Origin of the sequence: Undibacterium sp. CCC3.4, assembly GCF_034347425.1 — a bacterium.
In the GTDB taxonomy this organism is placed as follows: Bacteria; Pseudomonadota; Gammaproteobacteria; order Burkholderiales; family Burkholderiaceae_D; genus Undibacterium.
Window position 1 is genome coordinate 4,082,278 of sequence record NZ_CP133779.1, and the last position, 17,993, is coordinate 4,100,270.

17 protein-coding genes and 1 pseudogene are annotated in these 17,993 nt (G+C 50.8%); 9 read left to right on the forward strand and 9 right to left on the reverse strand.

Annotated features, from left to right (window positions below; all coding sequences use genetic code 11):
* Positions 1-9 precede the first annotated feature (9 nt).
* Together rimO and RHM61_RS18080 are read right to left on the reverse strand one after the other, a co-directional pair.
* Complete coding sequence (rimO, locus tag RHM61_RS18075; RefSeq protein WP_322248705.1) at positions 10-1,392, reverse strand: 30S ribosomal protein S12 methylthiotransferase RimO; 1,383 nt, start codon at positions 1,390-1,392, stop codon at positions 10-12.
* 395 nt (positions 1,393-1,787) lie between these two features.
* A complete protein-coding gene (locus tag RHM61_RS18080; RefSeq protein WP_322248706.1) occupies positions 1,788-2,576 on the reverse strand; it encodes a hypothetical protein in 789 nt (262 codons plus the stop codon).
* Between the two features lie 152 nt (positions 2,577-2,728).
* Between RHM61_RS18080 and RHM61_RS18085 the strand changes: the two genes are divergently transcribed.
* Both RHM61_RS18085 and RHM61_RS18090 read left to right on the forward strand, forming a co-directional pair.
* Positions 2,729-2,911: a type II toxin-antitoxin system HicA family toxin gene (locus RHM61_RS18085; RefSeq protein ID WP_322248708.1), complete on the forward strand. Its 183-nt coding sequence runs from the start codon at positions 2,729-2,731 to the stop codon at positions 2,909-2,911.
* 181 nt (positions 2,912-3,092) lie between these two features.
* Positions 3,093-3,383 carry a type II toxin-antitoxin system HicB family antitoxin gene (locus RHM61_RS18090; RefSeq protein ID WP_322248709.1) on the forward strand — a complete coding sequence of 97 codons (291 nt, stop codon included), beginning with the start codon at positions 3,093-3,095 and terminating at the stop codon, positions 3,381-3,383.
* A 90-nt stretch (positions 3,384-3,473) separates the two neighbouring features.
* Here the strand turns inward: RHM61_RS18090 and RHM61_RS18095 are convergent.
* Positions 3,474-4,687 (reverse strand): IS3 family transposase gene (locus tag RHM61_RS18095; protein ID WP_322248146.1). Its coding sequence is split into 2 segments (ribosomal slippage): positions 3,474-4,411 and positions 4,411-4,687, totalling 1,215 coding nucleotides; the frame shifts between segments, so codons are not numbered across the junction.
* Positions 4,688-4,751: 64 nt separating this feature from the next.
* Here RHM61_RS18095 and RHM61_RS18100 point away from each other — a divergent pair.
* Positions 4,752-4,892: pseudogene (locus RHM61_RS18100) on the forward strand (type II toxin-antitoxin system HicB family antitoxin); the annotation flags it as partial.
* A 335-nt stretch (positions 4,893-5,227) separates the two neighbouring features.
* Here the strand turns inward: RHM61_RS18100 and phaR are convergent.
* From phaR to phaC, 3 genes are all read right to left on the reverse strand, one after another.
* Entirely contained in the window at positions 5,228-5,785 is a 558-nt protein-coding gene (gene phaR, locus RHM61_RS18105) for a polyhydroxyalkanoate synthesis repressor PhaR (RefSeq protein WP_322248710.1), read from the reverse strand.
* Between the two features lie 264 nt (positions 5,786-6,049).
* The gene (locus RHM61_RS18110) at positions 6,050-6,790 is read right to left on the reverse strand and encodes a 3-ketoacyl-ACP reductase (protein ID WP_322248711.1); all 741 of its coding nucleotides are present in this window, start codon (positions 6,788-6,790) and stop codon (positions 6,050-6,052) included.
* 106 nt (positions 6,791-6,896) lie between these two features.
* The gene (phaC, locus tag RHM61_RS18115; RefSeq protein ID WP_322248712.1) at positions 6,897-8,615 is read right to left on the reverse strand and encodes a class I poly(R)-hydroxyalkanoic acid synthase; all 1,719 of its coding nucleotides are present in this window, start codon (positions 8,613-8,615) and stop codon (positions 6,897-6,899) included.
* Between the two features lie 134 nt (positions 8,616-8,749).
* Between phaC and RHM61_RS18120 the strand changes: the two genes are divergently transcribed.
* Positions 8,750-8,986: a hypothetical protein gene (locus tag RHM61_RS18120; protein WP_322248713.1), complete on the forward strand. Its 237-nt coding sequence runs from the start codon at positions 8,750-8,752 to the stop codon at positions 8,984-8,986.
* Between the two features lie 6 nt (positions 8,987-8,992).
* On the opposite strand, the gene pgeF is transcribed toward RHM61_RS18120, so the two are convergent.
* Positions 8,993-9,781 (reverse strand): peptidoglycan editing factor PgeF, encoded by a 789-nt coding sequence (gene pgeF, locus RHM61_RS18125; RefSeq protein ID WP_322248714.1) that lies wholly within the window; start codon positions 9,779-9,781, stop codon positions 8,993-8,995.
* Positions 9,781-10,788, reverse strand: coding sequence for an RluA family pseudouridine synthase (locus RHM61_RS18130; RefSeq protein WP_322251127.1), 1,008 nt, complete (start codon positions 10,786-10,788; stop codon positions 9,781-9,783). Before RHM61_RS18130 ends, pgeF begins: the two co-directional genes overlap by 1 nt.
* Positions 10,789-10,861: 73 nt before the next feature.
* On the opposite strand from RHM61_RS18130, the gene RHM61_RS18135 reads away from it, so the two are divergent.
* On the forward strand, positions 10,862-11,668 hold the full coding sequence (locus RHM61_RS18135; RefSeq protein WP_322248715.1) for an outer membrane protein assembly factor BamD: 807 nt from the start codon (positions 10,862-10,864) through the stop codon (positions 11,666-11,668).
* A gap of 530 nt (positions 11,669-12,198) precedes the next feature.
* On the opposite strand, the gene yaaA is transcribed toward RHM61_RS18135, so the two are convergent.
* Positions 12,199-12,972 carry a peroxide stress protein YaaA gene (yaaA, locus tag RHM61_RS18140; protein ID WP_322248716.1) on the reverse strand — a complete coding sequence of 258 codons (774 nt, stop codon included), beginning with the start codon at positions 12,970-12,972 and terminating at the stop codon, positions 12,199-12,201.
* A gap of 23 nt (positions 12,973-12,995) precedes the next feature.
* On the opposite strand from yaaA, the gene RHM61_RS18145 reads away from it, so the two are divergent.
* The 4 genes from RHM61_RS18145 (at position 12,996) to RHM61_RS18160 (ending at position 17,985) form a co-directional block, all read left to right on the forward strand.
* Positions 12,996-13,478, forward strand: coding sequence for a putative toxin-antitoxin system toxin component, PIN family (locus tag RHM61_RS18145; RefSeq protein ID WP_322248717.1), 483 nt, complete (start codon positions 12,996-12,998; stop codon positions 13,476-13,478).
* Between the two features lie 271 nt (positions 13,479-13,749).
* A complete protein-coding gene (locus RHM61_RS18150) occupies positions 13,750-14,505 on the forward strand; it encodes a protein phosphatase CheZ (protein ID WP_322248718.1) in 756 nt (251 codons plus the stop codon).
* On the forward strand, positions 14,505-16,355 hold the full coding sequence (locus RHM61_RS18155; protein WP_322248719.1) for a chemotaxis protein CheA: 1,851 nt from the start codon (positions 14,505-14,507) through the stop codon (positions 16,353-16,355). Before RHM61_RS18150 ends, RHM61_RS18155 begins: the two co-directional genes overlap by 1 nt.
* A 145-nt stretch (positions 16,356-16,500) precedes the next feature.
* Positions 16,501-17,985, forward strand: a complete 1,485-nt coding sequence (locus tag RHM61_RS18160) for a protein adenylyltransferase SelO (protein WP_322248720.1) — start codon at positions 16,501-16,503, stop codon at positions 17,983-17,985.
* The last annotated feature ends 8 nt before the right edge of the window (positions 17,986-17,993 follow it).

A 17,993-nucleotide genomic window follows, 5' to 3' on the forward strand; every position in this document is an offset into this window, starting at 1 on the left:
ACAACGCTATCAGAGCGCATTACCCCACAAATCATGCGCATCGGCTGCCGTGATCAGCACATCGACAAACTCGCCGACGAGCAACTTGCGATTCGGTTCGTAAGGCGGCTTGATATACACCACACCATCAATCTCAGGCGCATCGGCAGCACTGCGACCGACACCGCCGCTGCGATCGAGTGTATCGATGAGCACACGCATGGTCTTGCCAACCTTGGCTTGCAAGCGCTGTTTTGATATCCCTTCTTGCAATTCCATCACACGCCGACGACGGTCTTCGCGCACCTCATCCGGCACTTGACCGGGCAAGTCATTGGCACTGGCACCATCGACCGGCGAATAGGCAAAGCAGCCGAGGCGGTCGATCTGCGCTTCGCGCAAGAAATCGAGCAGATACGCAAACTCTTCTTCGGTCTCACCGGGAAAGCCGGCAATGAAGGTCGAGCGTATCGTGATTTCCGGACACATTTCACGCCAAGCACGGATACGTTCAATATTTTTTTCACCACTGGCCGGCCGCTTCATGCGCTTCAAGACATCGGGGTGCGCATGCTGCAACGGTACATCAAGATACGGCAAGACATGGCCATTATTCATGAATGGGATGATGTGATCGACATGCGGATACGGGTAAACGTAGTGCAAACGAACCCAGGCATCATAGCGTTTAGCCAACTCACCGAGCGCTTCAACCAGTTGTGTCATATGCGTCTTGAGTGGCTTGCCATCCCAAAAACCGGTACGGAACTTGATGTCGACGCCATAGGCACTGGTATCTTGCGAAATGACGAGCAATTCCTTGACCCCGGCTTTGAACAAATTTTCCGCTTCCAGCATGACTTCGGCGATAGGTCGCGACACCAAGTCGCCACGCATCGAGGGAATGATACAAAAGCTGCAGCGGTGATTACAGCCTTCTGAAATTTTTAAATACGCGAAATGCTTAGGTGTGAGTTTGACACCTTGTGGCGGCACCAAATCAAAAAATGGCTCATGCGGTTTCGGCAAGTGTTTATGCACGGCAGTCATGACTTCCGTCAAGGCATGCGGTCCGGTCACTTCCAGCACTTTCGGATGTATCGCCAAAATCATGTCGTTGCCATCACGGTCTTTTTTCTTGCCCAAGCAACCAGTGACGATGACTTTGCCATTTTCGGCCAAGGCTTCACCGATGGCATCGAGCGACTCTTGCACTGCCGCATCGATGAAACCACAAGTATTGACGATGACGAGGTCGGCACCTTCGTAGGATTTGGCTGTTTCGTAGCCTTCTGCACGCAATTGCGTGAGAATTTGCTCGGAATCGGTCAGGGCTTTCGGGCAACCGAGCGAGATGAATCCCACTTTCGGCGTAACGGCAGTTTCTTGGCGGCGTATTTCAGTTATAGACATAAAGGGTGCGTAAAAAGGTACGAAAGCGAATCGAGTATTGTACCGCGTCACGCTCTGACTTGCCGCAAGAACCGACGATTTCGCTGAAGTTTGAGCGGATTGGCGTCTACGGCGACTTAAGGAAGCGCGGAGTTAATCGCTGTGGAATTGGCCGTTGCCAATGAGGATACAATATAAGGCGTCTTTTGCTGTCAATAGCGAGCTATTGACAGCAAAAGACGACGCAAGTGCGCCTCAGTGGCGGCGGACAAACCATTTGGATTAAATCTGCGCTTCCTTAAACACAATGGCCGCAATAAACAGTCTCTGAAAGCTGCGCTATCAGAGACTTTTTTCTACTTTCACTGGAGGCGGTGATTTTACGGACTCGGTCAATGAATCCAACAGAGCTCAACTCAGCCTAAATCATATATACGATCATTTACGGCACGTCGACCATTGTCTATGGAAATACCAACTTGACAATTACTGATGCTACAGCCACTCCAACTATTCCAACTTCTCCCGCCATCCCTTGAAATTTCAAGAATATCTGAATTACCACGAAAAAAAACACCATGAGATTGCATTTCAAGTATCTCAATTATCAACTCATTTGGTGGATTCATTTTGAGAACCAACGAAATATCGCCAAGTCCACGTCTAATCGTTATACGAGGACCTATGCAGTCGACATCCCAATTGGTAGAACCAACTGAAAATTCATTATCCTGAATCTTCAGGGTAAGCCTTCCCTTTGAATCAGTAAATTGCCCAGAAAGTCGGACTGGCTGTCCAGCGTCTGCCGGCGGGGTCACAGTAAGGATGGGACACCCATTTACAACAATTAAATGCGTGCAATTAAAAAATGAGACACCAGCAAAATTAATCCTTATTGGTTCCAAACCAAAATCAAACAACTCACTTGAATATCCCTGCTGCTTACATTTAGGATTAGCATTGTGTCTAGCAACAATTTCGGCAGATAAACGACCACGCGCACGCTTCTGATTACATTGAGAGCATAGCAAAGTCATTCCTGCCGGATTGTGCTCAGTAGCATTTGCAAAATCAGGGTCAAAATGCTCATAGTCATAAAAAGCAAGGCCACAAATTACGCAACCAAAACCGCATCGTTGACGAATTTCCCGCGCGATCGGGTTTGGAATTCTTCGTGATAGACCGTATTTATTTTTATTTAACATTAAAATTAGACACTAATATTTCCCTTATTGTATAGCGCTGTCTCTTGTATATTTTCAAATAAAAAAAATAAATACATACGAATACACAATTAACTTACTCTTATTTTTTGTGTGTATGATTACACACAACCATCCGAATGTATGGAGGCAAAATGAACTCGAAAGAGCTAATTCGTATGCTGGAAGAAGATGGCTGGCGACATGTACGTACCACTGGCAGTCATCATCATTTCAAGCACCCGACGAAGCCTAACTTGCTGACGGTACCACACCCGAAGAAAGATTTGCCAATTGGTACAGTTCACAGCATCCTAAAAAAAACCGGACTCAAATGAATCTGATTTTTTTACTAAAAATACTGTTAATCTATTTTTTGCACATTTGAACAAAAACTTTTTAAACCAGTTCAATTCAAGTAACTCACATTTTTATATCATTTCAGTTAAATTTAATTACATTACATTTGAAAAACATTAGGGTAAAGTAGAAAAAATGTCTTTTCTAGAGAGGCTAAACATGGATATCCCCGTCGTCATACACAAAGAAGATGGAAGCGTATATGGAGTATCGGTTCCCGACATTCCAGGTTGCTATTCACACGGAGAAACTATTGAAGAGGCAATCAAAAACACAAAAGTAGCGATTTACGGTCACGTATCAATATTGCTCGAATTAAATGAACCATTCATTATTACCGCATCAAAAATTGATAATTTAATTCAAGACCCAGAATATGCCAATGGGATATGGGCTGTAGTAGACGTGGATATGTCCAAAATCGACACAAAACCAGAGCGAATAAACTAAAGTGGCCCCCTAAGTCCAGACAATTATTCAAAGAGTTTAAGATAGTGCCTGTTTCTGCCACAGCTGCGCGGCGCTGCCCCGTTATTCGCACTACATCACTACCGTGCTTTTCTTTTCTAGCTTTTTTGAATCAGGCAGTTCAGTACCAAATTTGTTTACGATCTTGGCACCGCCGCCCACGCCTGAGCCATACACGGTTTCCGGCGTTTGATAACCCAATGATTGATGTTTACGCTCAGCGTTGTAGAACATAAAATAGTTCGCCAAGCCGATCACCAATTCCGGCATACTTTCATGCTTTTTCAAATACACTTCTTCATATTTCACACTGCGCCATAAGCGCTCAACAAAAATATTATCCAGCGCCCGACCGCGACCGTCCATACTGATTTTGATGCCGTTTCTAAGCAGCAGCCCAGTAAAGGCCTGGCTGGTAAACTGCGCACCCTGATCGGTATTAAAAATCTCCGGCGTTCCATACCATTTTATGGCTTCTTCCAAGCAGTCCACGCAAAACCCCGCATCCATCGTGTTCGACAACCGCCAGGACAGCAGCTTCCGGCTGTACCAGTCAACGATCGCCACCAGATACACAAAACCCCGCGGCAGCCTGATGAATGTGATGTCTGTACTCCAGACCATATTTGGTCGAGTGACGTCGATACCTCTCAGTAAGTACGGGTAAATCTTGTTCTGCGGATGCGCTTTACTGGTGTTGGGGCCTGGGGCCATACCTGCCAATCCCAGTTGCTGCATCAGCCTCTGTACGCGCTTTCGGTTCACTGTATGGCCACAGTCTCGCAAGTAATGCGTCATGCGTCGCGTGCCGTAAAATGGATGTCTGGTGTATTCCTCGTCAAGCAATTGCAACAGCAAACTATCAAACGGATTGATCTCTTCCTGCAAGCGCTTTTTCTTGTCGTACACGACCGAGCGCGTGACTGAAACGAGACGGCATTGTGTGGCGATTGAAAGGGCAGAGAGCGGCTCTACCCACTGCAATCGTACCGTTACAGGCTGATCCCTGACTTTTTTTTAAGCCAATCGAGTTCCATATTCAGTTGCCCAATTTTGGCATAGAGACGGTCTGGGTCGTTCTGTGTGCTGGCCGGTTTCGGACCGCGTTTACCTTCAAACAGACTGCCTGCATTTTCCAGTAATTCTTTCTTCCACTGGCTGACCTGCGTCGGATGCACCCCGAACTCTTGGGCGATCTGATTGATCGTCTTTTCGCCTTTGATCGCCTCAACTGCCACCTTGGCTTTTTGTGCGCCGCTAAATATTTTTCTCTTATTTTCACTCATGGTCTGCCTCGTCTCTTTTCGACAGACACTAGTTTAAACTGTTGTCCGGATATGTGGATCCACTATAAACATCAGCATTCCCCGCTTTGTTCTTAGCAAGATCGATACTTATGTAGAAAAACGCCACGAAACAAGAAGTGGCTTTCTATCCAGAGCTGCCTTGGACGCAATAAGTAAAGAGTCCAAAGAGGAAGCTGCTACATGATAGATCTTCATCAAAAATCTGACTAGGGTTTGAAACACCGGCCTACAGGCCGGTGAGCGAGGAAGGAGCGACCCGATGGGAAGGGAGGCAAACCCCTTCCAGAGTCTTTTCCAGCGTCGCTTGCGACGATCCATTCAGTTGTCACCCAAGCAAAAAGCCCATCATTTGATGGGCTTTCTTTTTACCTGAAGGCTCTTACGGGCAAGCGAGCGAGATGACCGCCACTTTCGGCATAACGGCAGTTTCTTGGCGGCGTATTTCAGTAGTGCACATAAAGAGTGAGTAAAAAGGTACAAAGCGTATCCACTGTTGTACCTTTTGCATCCGTACTGGCTTTATTTTTTATTCACATCTTCCGGATTAAACGGGAAGGTATTGAACATGTTTTTGGTCTGACTTTGCATTTGTTCTTGCATTTGCACGAACAAGCTTTTGCTTTGATCGATGTAATTGCCCATCATGCCCTGCATCATCGGCCCTTGCACATTCATGAACTGCGTCCACATTTCCGGGCTGAAGGGCTTACCTTCGTAAATGCCTTTGGAATTTTCCGACAATTTGGTTTGAATATCGATGAAAGCCTGCACATTTTTTTCCAGATAATTGCCCATCATTCCTTGCATGGCATGGCCATAATAACGAATGATTTGCGACAGCACGACGCTGGAAAACATCGGTGAGCCGCCGGCTTCTTCTTCCAAAATGATTTGCAACAAGATACTGCGTGTCAGATCTTCGCCGCTTTTGGCATCGATCACCGCAAAATCATCATTTTCGAGCACGAATTGTTTGACATCAACGAGCGTGATATAGCTGCTGGTCTGGGTATCGTACAAGCGACGATTCGGGTATTTCTTGATCAGATGCTGTATTGTTTTTTTGGCGCTGTTCATTGCAATCTCAATTAACGAATCCACATCCCGCTTCGATCGGAAGCCGGACTCAAGCAAGCAAACTCGCGCATTTAAAAGCAAAATGCGATAAGCTGATTGTCCCCATTTTTTTTTGGTTTTTTTGCACCTGCATAGGCACGCCGACTTGGCGACGTACACTGCCGATGGGACTATTCTACCGTATTGCGGCAAAAAATCGGCACACAATCACGCGCAAAGCGCTTTCGCAGACGAAAGCTGCGTGTTTGCGTGCCGAAACACAACTTAACCCATATGCAAGCCACCGTTGATCGAAAAATCCGATCCGGTCGCATAACCACCTTCATTTGAAGCTATCCAAGCGACGATGGAGGCAATTTCCTCCGGCTCGGCAAGACGCTTGACCGGGATACCGCTGACAATTTTCTCCAACACATCCGGACGAATCGCTTTCACCATGTCGGTGCCGACATAGCCAGGCGAGACCGTATTGACGGTGACCCCCTTGGTGGCGACTTCTTGAGCCAAGGCCATCGAGAAGCCATGGATACCGGCTTTGGCAGTGGAATAATTGGTTTGACCGAATTGTCCCTTCTGACCATTGACCGAGGAAATATTGATAATACGGCCCCAGCCACGATCAACCATGCCTTCGATGACTTGTTTGGTGACATTAAAAAGCGAATTGAGATTGGTATCCATGACGGCATCCCAATCTGCCTTGCTCATCTTACGGAATTGGCCATCACGCGTAATGCCGGCGTTATTGACCAAGACATCGACTTCGCCGATTTCTGCGCGTACTTTTTCAAACGCCAAACGGGTCGATTCCCAATCTGAAACATTACCTTCAGAAGCATGGATATCCCAGCCTTCTGCACGCATATCTGCCAACCATTTTTCTCTACGAGGAGAATTCGGGCCACAACCTGCCACCACGGTATAGCCTTCTTTACACAGACGTCTGCAAATCGGAGTCCCGATTCCACCCATACCGCCAGTTACATACGCAACTCGTTTTGCCATATTTGATCTCCTGTTGAATGGTCAATCTTTACACTACTCATGAACCCGACACGCCACGCCATGCAACGCCGCAGCATGCCTGTCTTACTTGCCGAGAGAAGCGAGCTTACTCGGCGCGAACTTTGACATAGCGCCCCGGCGCTGGCTCGATGGCCGGATACGCAGCACTGCCCGGCTTAGTCGGCGCTTTGCGCATGGCGCCACCATGCTCGGCCAGAAATTCTGACCACAGCGGCCACCAACTGCCCGCCACTTCGGTGGCCCCGGCAAGCCAATCAGCGGGCGTGGCGACTGCCTCATCATTGTGCCAGTAACTCCGTTTTTTCTTAGCTGGCGGGTTCACCACGCCGGCAATATGGCCCGAAGCACCAAGTATGAAACGGTTGTTTTTCGCTGCTTGCGGATTGAGCAAACGGGTCGAGGCGAAGGCCGCTTCCCACGGCACGATGTGGTCTTCGCGCGAACCGTAAATAAATACCGGTGCCGCGATACGACCGAGGTCCACCGGACTACCGGCAACCGTCAAGGCACCCGGCTCGCGCAGCTTGTTTTCCAAATAGGTATTGCGCAGATACCAGCAAAACATCGGTCCCGGCAAATTCGTGCTGTCGGCATTCCAATACAGTAAATCGAAAGGCGGTGGCGCTTCACCACGCAGGTAATTCGCTTGCACATAATTCCAGACCAAATCATTGGCGCGCAAGCTGGAAAACGTGCTGGCCAATTCACGACCGGCTAACAAACCACCCTTGCCTATGCTCTTTTCGCGCAAACCGACCTGCATTTCATCGACGAACACATCAAGGATGCCGGTATTGGAAAAATCGAGCAAAGAAGTGAGTAAGCTCAGGCTGCTGACCGGGTGTACCGAGCGCGCAGCCAAAACGGCGAGTGCGGTCGAAATAATGGTGCCGCCTACGCAAAAACCGAAGGCATTGATTTGTTCGACACCGCTGATGGCACGCGCGACCTCGATGGCCTTGATTGCGCCCTCCTCGACATAATCATCCCAGGTCACCTGCGCCAGGCTGTCATCGGGATTGGCCCAAGACACCAAGAAAACCGTGTTTCCCTGCTCGACCGCATAGCGAACCAAGGAGTTTTCCGGCTGCAAATCGAGGATGTAAAATTTATTAATGCATGGTGGTACCATCAATAAAGGACGCTGATGTACGGTCTTGGTCAGCGGCTGATACTGAATCAACTGGAACAAGCGGTTTTCGAATACCACCGTACCGGCGGTGGTGGCGACATTCTGGCCTACTTCGAAAGCCGATTCATCGGTCTGGCTGATGCGGCCTTTTTGCATATCCGCCAACATCTGCGTGATGCCTTTGGCCAGACTCTCCCCCTTGGTTTCTATCAGCTTGGTTTGCGCATCCGGGTTCGTGACCAAAAAATTGGCCGGCGACATGGCATCAATGATTTGCTGCACCGCAAAAAATATTTTTTGTTTTGTTTTCGCCGGCGCTTGCACACTCTCGGCCAAAGCCATTAAAAAGCGCGCATTGAGCAAATACGAGGCGGCGCTGTAAGAGTGCATGGCATGGTTATGCCAACCGGGTGAAGCAAAGCGCTTGTCGCGCAAGTCTGGCAATTTAGAGCTCGCAAAGTCTTGCCAGAGCTGGGCAAATTCGCGCATATAATCATTTTGCAGCTGCGTTAAGGCGGCCTGATCGATAGTGGCCCCGGCTTCTTTGAGTAAATCGAGCACCGGAGCTTGGCTGACGGCGGCCGGCGGTTTCATCCATGTTTGCCAAGGATTTTGTGTGACGAGCTGTGACATCCATTCGGAGTACATAGCTTGAGGATCGAAAGTCTTCATGCGTGTCTCCTGATTTTCGCGTATTGTTGCGGATTCATACCAAGCTTGCGGCTGTATATATGGCTGATAACATTTCCCCTTCAAAACTGCCCGGTTAAGCTACTGATTTCCGATTCACTCCAAAACTTGCTCTCATGTACATTGTCGCCATCGCCTGGGTTTACGTCGTTTTACTCATGGCCATTACAGAACCATCGGTCGTCGCCGGCTGCATGACTTTCCTCATGTATTGTGTTTTCCCATTAACAATAGTTTTATACCTGATGGGCAGCACACTGCGCAAGCACCGGCGTGGCGAAAGTGAAGTTGCAGTGCAACAAAAACAAGTTATTGAAGAAAAATCAGAAAATTCCTACACCGATCAAGCTTGACAGGAATTATTCCAGCCAAATCAAACTGGCCATGCGTCCCGTCACACCATCACGGCGATAAGAATAAAATCGCGCTGCTTCAGTAACGGTGCAATGCTCACCACCACACACCTGGTCCACCCCGACTTGCTTAAGTATCAAACGTGCCAAACCATAAATATCGGCCAGATATTTATGCGGCGCAGCAAATTGCGTGGTATCCACTGATTTTTTCTCGAAATACTGTAAAGTATTCGGGTGTCGAAGTGTAAATAAATCAACAACTTCTTGACCTACCTCAAACTGTTGCGGGCCGATTGCCGGCCCCAACCACGCGCTGATGTCAGCAGCACCGGCAGCACGCATGTGTGCCACCGTTTGCTCCAAGACACCAGCCACCAAACCACGCCAACCTGCATGCGCGGCAGCAACCACTACTCCAGCCTTGTCGCAAAACAATACGGGCAGGCAATCGGCCGTCAAGACCGCACAGACTACGCCGGGAGTAGCAGAAAACACCGCATCGGCAGACTCGCCAGGCAGCAAATTTTCAGCTGGCACAACGCGAATTCCATGAACTTGGGATAAAAATACAGGCTCGGCACCAATTGCCGCCGCGAGCAGACGTCGATTCGCCTGTACCGCGGCCGGCGCATCACCGACATGGTCGCCCAGATTGAGACCGCCAGCGCCATCGAGCGCGCCATAGGGGCCGCCACTGAGCCCGCCAGCCCGCTGTGTGCTGACGGCCTTAATGCGCGGTGGCAATGGCCAATCTGGCTGCAAGCCATGCCAAGCAGACTGCAGCGCCACCATTACAGCGTGATACCAGCGCTGCTGAGCAATTCAGCGAAATCGCTCGCGACTTCCACTTGCCACTCGATATGCTCGCCACTGACCGGGTGAATCAAACCAAGTTTGCGTGCTTGCAAAGCCTGACGCGGGAAAAAGCGTGCCAGATGTTGCTTGCCATACAGAGGATCACCGACTAAGGCAAATTTCAACGACTGCATATGCACGCGGATTTGGTGCGTACGTCCAGTTTCAAGTTGGCAAGCCACCAGGCTGACTGGAAATTTTTCCAGCAAGCCGCTACCTAGTCGTTGAAAATGAGTAATGGCCGGTTTCGCCAACATGCTGCTCGACACTGCCATTTTAATGCGGTCGCGCGGATGCCTGGCCATCGGCGCATCAATGGTACCGGACAAATTCGGCGTACCCCAAACCAGTGCGTAGTATTCGCGCCTGACGCTGCGATCCTGCAACTGACGGACCAAATCGGTATGGGCGATCAAGGTCTTGGCCACCACCATCAAGCCGGAAGTATCTTTATCGAGTCGGTGGACGATGCCGGCGCGTGGTACGCCGAGCAAGACCGGCCAGCGATACAACAAGCCATTGAGCAAGGTGCCGGACCAATTGCCGGCCGCCGGATGCACCACCATGCCGGCCGGTTTATTGATGACGATCAGTGCCTCATCCTCATACACCACCTCAAGGGCGATATTTTCCGGCGCATACGCGCCTTCGTCCGGTGCCGGTTGTGGCACGATCACGATATGCTCGTCACCGAGCACCGTCATCTTGGTCCGACCCGGCTTGCCATCGACCGTGACATGCCCTTCTTCTATCCATTGCTGTATGCGACTGCGTGAATACTGCGGAACCAGCTTGGAAATGGTCTTGTCCAAGCGTTCACCACAGCATACCGGCGTCAGTTTTAATTCGATGTTTTCGACTACGGAAGAAAAATCCTCATCCGCTTCTGCTGCTTCATTCACCAATTCGAGGTCGGTGTCAAGGTCAGAATCTGACAAAATCATTGTTGTAGTAGGCTTCACATTTTTTGTCATCGGCTATAATCCGTAAATTGTTCTCATGCTCACGCACAAATTTATGCACATTAAATCTCTGAAATTACTGGTTTTGGCACTCGCCACCTCCTTATCCTTAGGCGGCTGTGGCGTTTTTAGCGATAAGGCTGACGAGACCAAAACCTGGTCAGCATCAAAATTATACGCTGAAGCAAAAGACGAAATGTCAAATGGCGGGTATGAAAAGGCCATTCAGTACTTCGAAAAGCTGGAATCACGCTTCCCGTTCGGTACTTATGCCCAGCAAGCACAAATGGATACCGCTTACGCTTACTATAAACAGGGTGATCAGGCGCAGGCTTTGGCGGCAGTCGAACGTTTTCTCAAACTGCACCCGAATCATGCCAATGTCGATTACATGTATTACCTGCGTGGGCTGATCAGTTTCAATGACCAACTTGGTCTGATGAATTTCTTGGCAAATCAAGATATTACCGAACGCGATCCGAAAGCCTCGCGCGATTCATTTGATGCATTTAAGCAACTCGCTACCCAATTCCCAGACAGTAAGTATACGCCAGATGCGATCGCGCGGATGAAGTACCTTGTCAATGCTTTGGCGCAATACGATGTTCACGTTGCACGTTACTACCTGCGGCGCGGTGCCTATCTGGCCGCGGCCAACCGTGCGCAATCGGCGATTACCGAGTATCCGAATGCACCGTCGACCGAAGAAGCGCTGTATATTCTGGTCAAATCCTATGATGCCATGGGTATGATAGAACTGCGTGACGATGCCAATCGCGTGTTCACGAAAAACTTTCCGCAAAGCGCTTTCGTCAACGGCACACAGAAACAGAACAAGGTTTGGTGGAAATTTTGGAATTAATCAGCTTGAATTAGTTTGATCAAACGACCGCGCCGCAAAATTGCCGCGCGGTTTTTTTCATCAAAAATCTGACTAGGATTTGAAACCCCGGCCTTCAGAGGCTGTCGCAAAAGCCTGATGGACGTTTTTTACACCTGAAACACCGCATACCTCGTCATTCCTGCATGCCACAGCCTCGTCATTCCTGCATGCCACAGCCTCGTCATTCCTGCATGCCACAGCCTCGTCATTCCTGCATGCCACAGCCTCGTCATTCCCGCATGCTTTTGGCGGGAACCCAGCGTCGTTTTTTACACTGACAATGCCACAATTTCTGGCATTTTCAGTTAAGCACGAACGCCGCTGGGTTCCTGCCAAAAGCGCGCAGGAATGACGTGGCCACCAGTTGGGGTAATGATACCGACTCACTACCCTTTTGCGACAGCCTCTTTTGGCCGGTGAGCGACGAAGGAGCGACCCGATGGGAGGGGATGCAAACCCCTTCCAGAGGCTTTTCCATCGTCGCTTGCGACGATCCATTTAGTTGCTCTTCAGGCCAATTTGCGACGGAACACCCATTTCTGTTGATCCGACTCTTCGGCACTGTAGGCATAGCCATCGACGTCAAAGGCTTGAATCAAGCGCACGTCATCGATGGCATGCTCGGCACAATAGCGCGCCATCAAACCACGCGCACGCTTGGCATAGAAGGAAATGATCTTGTAGTGACCGTTTTTCCAATCCTGAAAAACTGGCGTGATGATTTCACCGGCAAATAATTTCGGCTTCACCACTTTAAAATACTCTTCCGAGGCTAAATTGAGCAAGACCGGTGTCGCCTCGTGACTAGCCAAATCCTTGAGTATCTGCGTGACTTTGTCGCCCCAGAATGCATACAAATTACTACCATGCCGATTACTCAAACGCGTCCCCATTTCCAAACGATAGGCTTGTAAGCGGTCGAGCGGACGCAAAATACCGTAAAGACCGGACAAAATGCGTAAATGCTGCTGCAGATACGCCAGTTCGGCCGCATTCAAACTCGCTGCTTGCAGCCCCTCATAGACATCACCATTAAAGGCAAACACGGCAGGCCGCACGGCAGCGGCGGCCGGTTTCTTTTTCCAAGCGGAAAAGCGCGCCGCATTCAGTTCTGCCAAGGCCGGTGAAATCGTCATCAGGCGCGCCAAGTCGGCTGCCGTCAATTGACTGGCGATGCCGGCCAGCTCGGCTGCATCGTCGAGCAATTCTGGCACAGTGGAAATATTTTCTTTCAACACCGATTCATAGTCCAGACTTTTCGCTGGAGATAATACAATAAGCATATATTTTGACTCTGACTGAGATAATGACCGCCATCATACCCAAGCGCATCGTAATTGACACCAATGTTTGTCTCGACTTGTTCGTTTTCCACGATCCGCGCTGGCAGAATTTGCTCGAGGCATTGAAAAACGGCAGCCTGGAAGCAGTTTGCCGCAGCGATTGCCGCGCCGAATGGCTGGCCGTATTGAACTACCCCCACCTGCCGGTCAGTCCCGCCACGTATGAAAAAATCTGCCAGCATTACGATGCCAACATCACTTGCATCGCACCAGCAGCGCGCACAGACTTGCACTTACCGAGCTGCAGCGACAAAGATGATCAGAAATTTTTGGAAATTGCCCGTGATGGCGAGGCCGCATTTCTGATCACCAAAGACAAGGCCTTGCTCAAACTGGCGAAACGCCTACGCAAAGCCGGACTGTTCTCAATTCTCAAACCGGAAGACTTTTTGCACACTCTGCAGCAAATAAATCCAGAATGTGCATTAAATCAAACAAAATCATGACAAACTTTATTTCCCTAGGTTATGCTTTGTCAAAGCGCAATTAGTTGCTGCTACGATGGCACGACCACGTGGTCGGGCAATGATGGAATGAGCATAAACACACGGCTTGCAAAGATAAAATTTCAGCAAATCCGGTTTTCCCCAGGCTGTGAATTTCAATATGAAGCACCAGCGAGTCATCGGTGCACATATTGACTCAGAGTGAGAGACAAACCAGAAGATGTGTGAAAAATTGCATAAAAGTTACAGCGATTATGGAGAGTGAAGCACTATGACCGATTCAGTAGACGACTTGGATGCATTGTTTGAAGAAATGGCTAATCAACACAGCGCAGTTGTCGCCCCTCCTCCAGTCGCACCGGCAGCAGTCGTGGCCGAGGCACCGGCAGCATGGGTAGAACCACCGGCCAAGCTGAACCCGCACAACGATGATGAAGATTCGGGCAAACCGATGTTTGATCGGCTCGGCAGTGTCGTGCGCATGTTGCACGATTCCATGCGCCAGCTTGGTTACGATCGTTCGCTATCGGATGTGGCGATTCAAGTAGCCGACGCCAAAGACCGCCTCGAATACGTCGCCACCCTGACCGAGCAAGCTGCGAATAAAGTGCTCAACGCCACTGATCTGGGCATGCCGGAGCAAGATGAATTAGCCAAAAAAGCCAAGAGCATGGATGGCCGCTGGGCTGACTTGTTCGCCGGCAAAATGAGCGTGGAAGAATTCAAGGCGCTGGCAAATGATTCGAAAACTTTTGCCAACATCGTACTCAAAGCAACCGACGCCGAAAAAGCACGCTTGCTCGACATCATGATGGCGCAGGATTTCCAAGATTTGACCGGTCAGTTGATCAAAAAAGTCGTGGCCATCAACAAAGCTGTCGAACGCGAGCTGGCGCAAATCCTGCTCGACAATGCGCCGTCGGATTTAAAAGAAAAAGCCGTAGAATTGATGGAAGGCCCATCTGTTCCCAATGCCGCACTGGAACAAGATGATGTTGATAATCTTCTGGACAGCCTGGGTTTCTAATGGATGATATGCTCAAAGAATTTGTCGTCGAGGCACTCGACCTGGCGACAAATGTCGAGGAACATCTGCTTTCTCTCGAGCGTAACCCGGGCGATAAAAATACGCTCAATGCCGTCTTCCGGTCGTTCCATACGATCAAAGGTGGTGCCGGGTTCATGAATCTGAGCGCGATGGTGTCGGCTTGCCATCTGACAGAAAACTTGTTTGATGCTTTGCGTACCGGTGAAGTCGCCGTGACACCCGAAGCGATTGAGGCAGCCTTGGAAGCGAGCGGTTTTGTCGCCGACCAGCTGACTGCGCTCAACAACGGCACGCAGCCGGAACAACTGTCGACGATGCCAAAGTCGCTGGAAAAAATGCTCACCGATGCTATCGAAAGCAAGGGCGTGAGCAAAAAAGCCGCGCAGGCTAAGGCGGCACCAGTGGTCGTCGCGGCAGCACCGGCCAGTCCGGCACCAGCACCGGCACCAGTCAGCGCCGATGGCATCGACTGGCAAGCCTATTACCAGGCCGTCACGCCAGCCGTCGCTGCGCCCATCAGCGCACCGACTGTTACAGTTGAAAGTACACCGATACCGGAAATCCCGCTCAACGCGGTGTTCAAAGAAGAAACCGAAGCCGTCAAGACTTCATTGTCAAACGCCGAAATCAAGCAAAATGCCCCGGCCAAAGAAGAGAGCATCCGTATCGATGCGGTCAAGCTCAATGTCTTGCTGGAAGTAGCGGGTGAATCGGTACAAGCGGCTAATCAAGCCGCGGTATTGCTGGAAAAATTATCGCAATTCAAATTCGACGGCCAAGCTGCGCCGCTGATGTCGGCACTGACGGAAACCTTGACTCGCGCCTCGCGCTACTCGACAGAATTACAGCGCGCCACTTTGGCGACGCGCATGCAACCGGTCGGCCGTCTGTTCCAGAAATTCCCCCGTTTGGTACGAGAACTCGCGCGTGACCTCGGCAAAGAAGTCGATCTCAACATTTCCGGGGCCGAAACCGAAGTCGATCGCGTCGTCGTCGACAGTCTGTACGATCCGCTCGTGCATATGTTGCGCAATGCCTTGGACCATGGAATAGAAACCTCGGAAGACCGCCTCAGCAGCAACAAGTCGGCGCGCTCGACGATTTCGCTCAAAGCTTGGCAAGAAGCCAGCAGTGTCATGATCGAAGTCTCCGACGATGGCAAAGGCATGGATGCCCAACGTCTGCGTGACAAAGCGATTTCCAAAGGCTTGATCAATGCCCATGATGCACGCACCGATGACGAAGCCTTCCAGTTAGTGTTCCTGCCTGGCTTTTCGACCAAGGAAGTCGCCTCGAGCGTATCGGGCCGCGGTGTTGGCATGGACGTCGTGAAAACCGCGGTAGAACGCCATCGCGGCGCGATCCGGATCGCCTCAGAATTGGGCAAAGGCACGACCTTCCTGATTCGCCTGCCGATAGAATTATCGATCGTCCCGACCATGTTGGTACGCACCGATGGCGCCTCGCTGGCCCTGCCGATGGCAACTGTTCAACGTGTGGTGGAGTTGCCGGAAACCTTTGAAAGTGTCGGTGGTCAACCGGTATTGCGCGATCTCGGGCGGCCCTTGCCGGTCAAATCACTGGGAAAAATTCTCGGCTACATGCCGTCGACAGAACGCGTCGGCATTGTCATTGCAGCCCCGAATCCCTACATTTTGTCGGTTGACGCCGTCGATGGCACGGCCGATCTGGTCATCAAACCACTGACCTGCATCAGCACGCCCGGCATCACCGGCACGGCTCGTTCGGCCGAGGGCGAATTGGTACTCGTCATCAGTTTGTCCTTCCTGATCGATGGCTGCAAGGTACGTGAAATGATGAGCGTCTAGTTTCGAGCCAACAACACACCACAACCAGACGACAAAAGGCTGTTTGCCACTGGCAAGCAGCCTTTTCCGTTTAATTTCAGACAAAAAAAACACACTTGCTCAGACTCTGGCAAAATATGTCCATTGCCTCTATGATTGCCGCACCATGAATTCGGATTCCCTCGTCAGCCCCCTCACTTGGCTGCATACTGCGCGTTTTGCCGGTTTACCACAACCGTTTTACCGCCAACTCGCGACCCACCCGCTGCCGGCCCCCTACTTGGTTGGCCTCAGCCCAGACGCGGCAGAGCAATTAAAACTGCATGGTGAAGACTTCCAGCAAGCAACATGGCTGGCCAAACTCAGTGGCAACCTCATTCCGGCGCACGGCGCGCCGCTGGCGGCCGTCTACTCCGGTCATCAATTCGGCGTTTGGGCCGGACAACTCGGCGATGGCCGTGCCCTCTTGCTCGGTGAATGCAGCGACAAGGCCGGTGTGGCGCAGGAAATCCAACTCAAAGGGGCTGGTCCGACGCCGTATTCACGCTCCGGCGATGGCCGCGCCGTACTACGCTCGACGATACGTGAATTTCTCTGCTCAGAAGCGATGCACGCACTCGGCATTCCGACCACGCGCGCCCTGTGCATCACCGGCTCCGACCAATTGATACTGCGCGAACAAGCAGAAACCTGTGCGGTTCTGACCAGATATGCCCCGAGCTTCATCCGTTTCGGTTCATTCGAGCATTGGTATTACCAAGGCCGCCTCGATGAATTGAAAATCTTGGCCGATTTCGTCATCGAACATCACTACCCCGAGTGCCGCGAGCAAGCCAAGCCCTATCAAGCCCTGCTGATTGCCGTCACACGCAAAACTGCGGCATTGATGGCACATTGGCAGGCGGTCGGTTTCATGCACGGCGTCATGAATACCGACAATATGTCGATACTCGGCCTGACCCTCGATTACGGCCCCTTCGGCTTCATGGATGGCTATGATGAAGGGCATATTTGCAACCATACCGACCAACAAGGACGCTACGCTTACCACATGCAGCCGCGCATAGGCCATTGGAATATGCAAGCACTGGCGCAAGCCTTGCTCCCCTTGATAGGCACGGTCGAAGACACCGAAGCGGCGCTGGCACTGTATCCAGAGGCATACAAGTCACACTACGATGCATTGCTGCGCGACAAATTTGGCTGGTGTGAAAGCAAGCCCGATGACCAGACCTTGATCGCGGACTGGTTTTTATTATTGCAGCAAAACCATGCCGACTTCACCCTCAGCTTTCGCCAACTCAGCCATCTCGATAACGACAGTAGCGCGGCCGATCACGCCCTGCTCGATTTATTCGTCGATCGCGCCGCCCTGCAAGCATGGCTGATCCGTTATCGTGAGCGCCTTCAACAAGAGAGCGTGCCGGCTGATTTACGCCAAGCGGCCATGAAGCGCTGCAACCCCAAATATGTGCTACGGAACTATTTGGCACAACAAGCAATCGAACAGGCGCAGAATAAAGATTTTTCTGAAGTCAATAAATTGGCAGCGATTCTGGCCCACCCGTTCGATGAACAAGCTGAGCATGCCGCGTACGCGGCAGCGCCACCAGACTGGGCTGGCACGCTGGCCGTCAGTTGCTCGTCCTGATTTTTCTT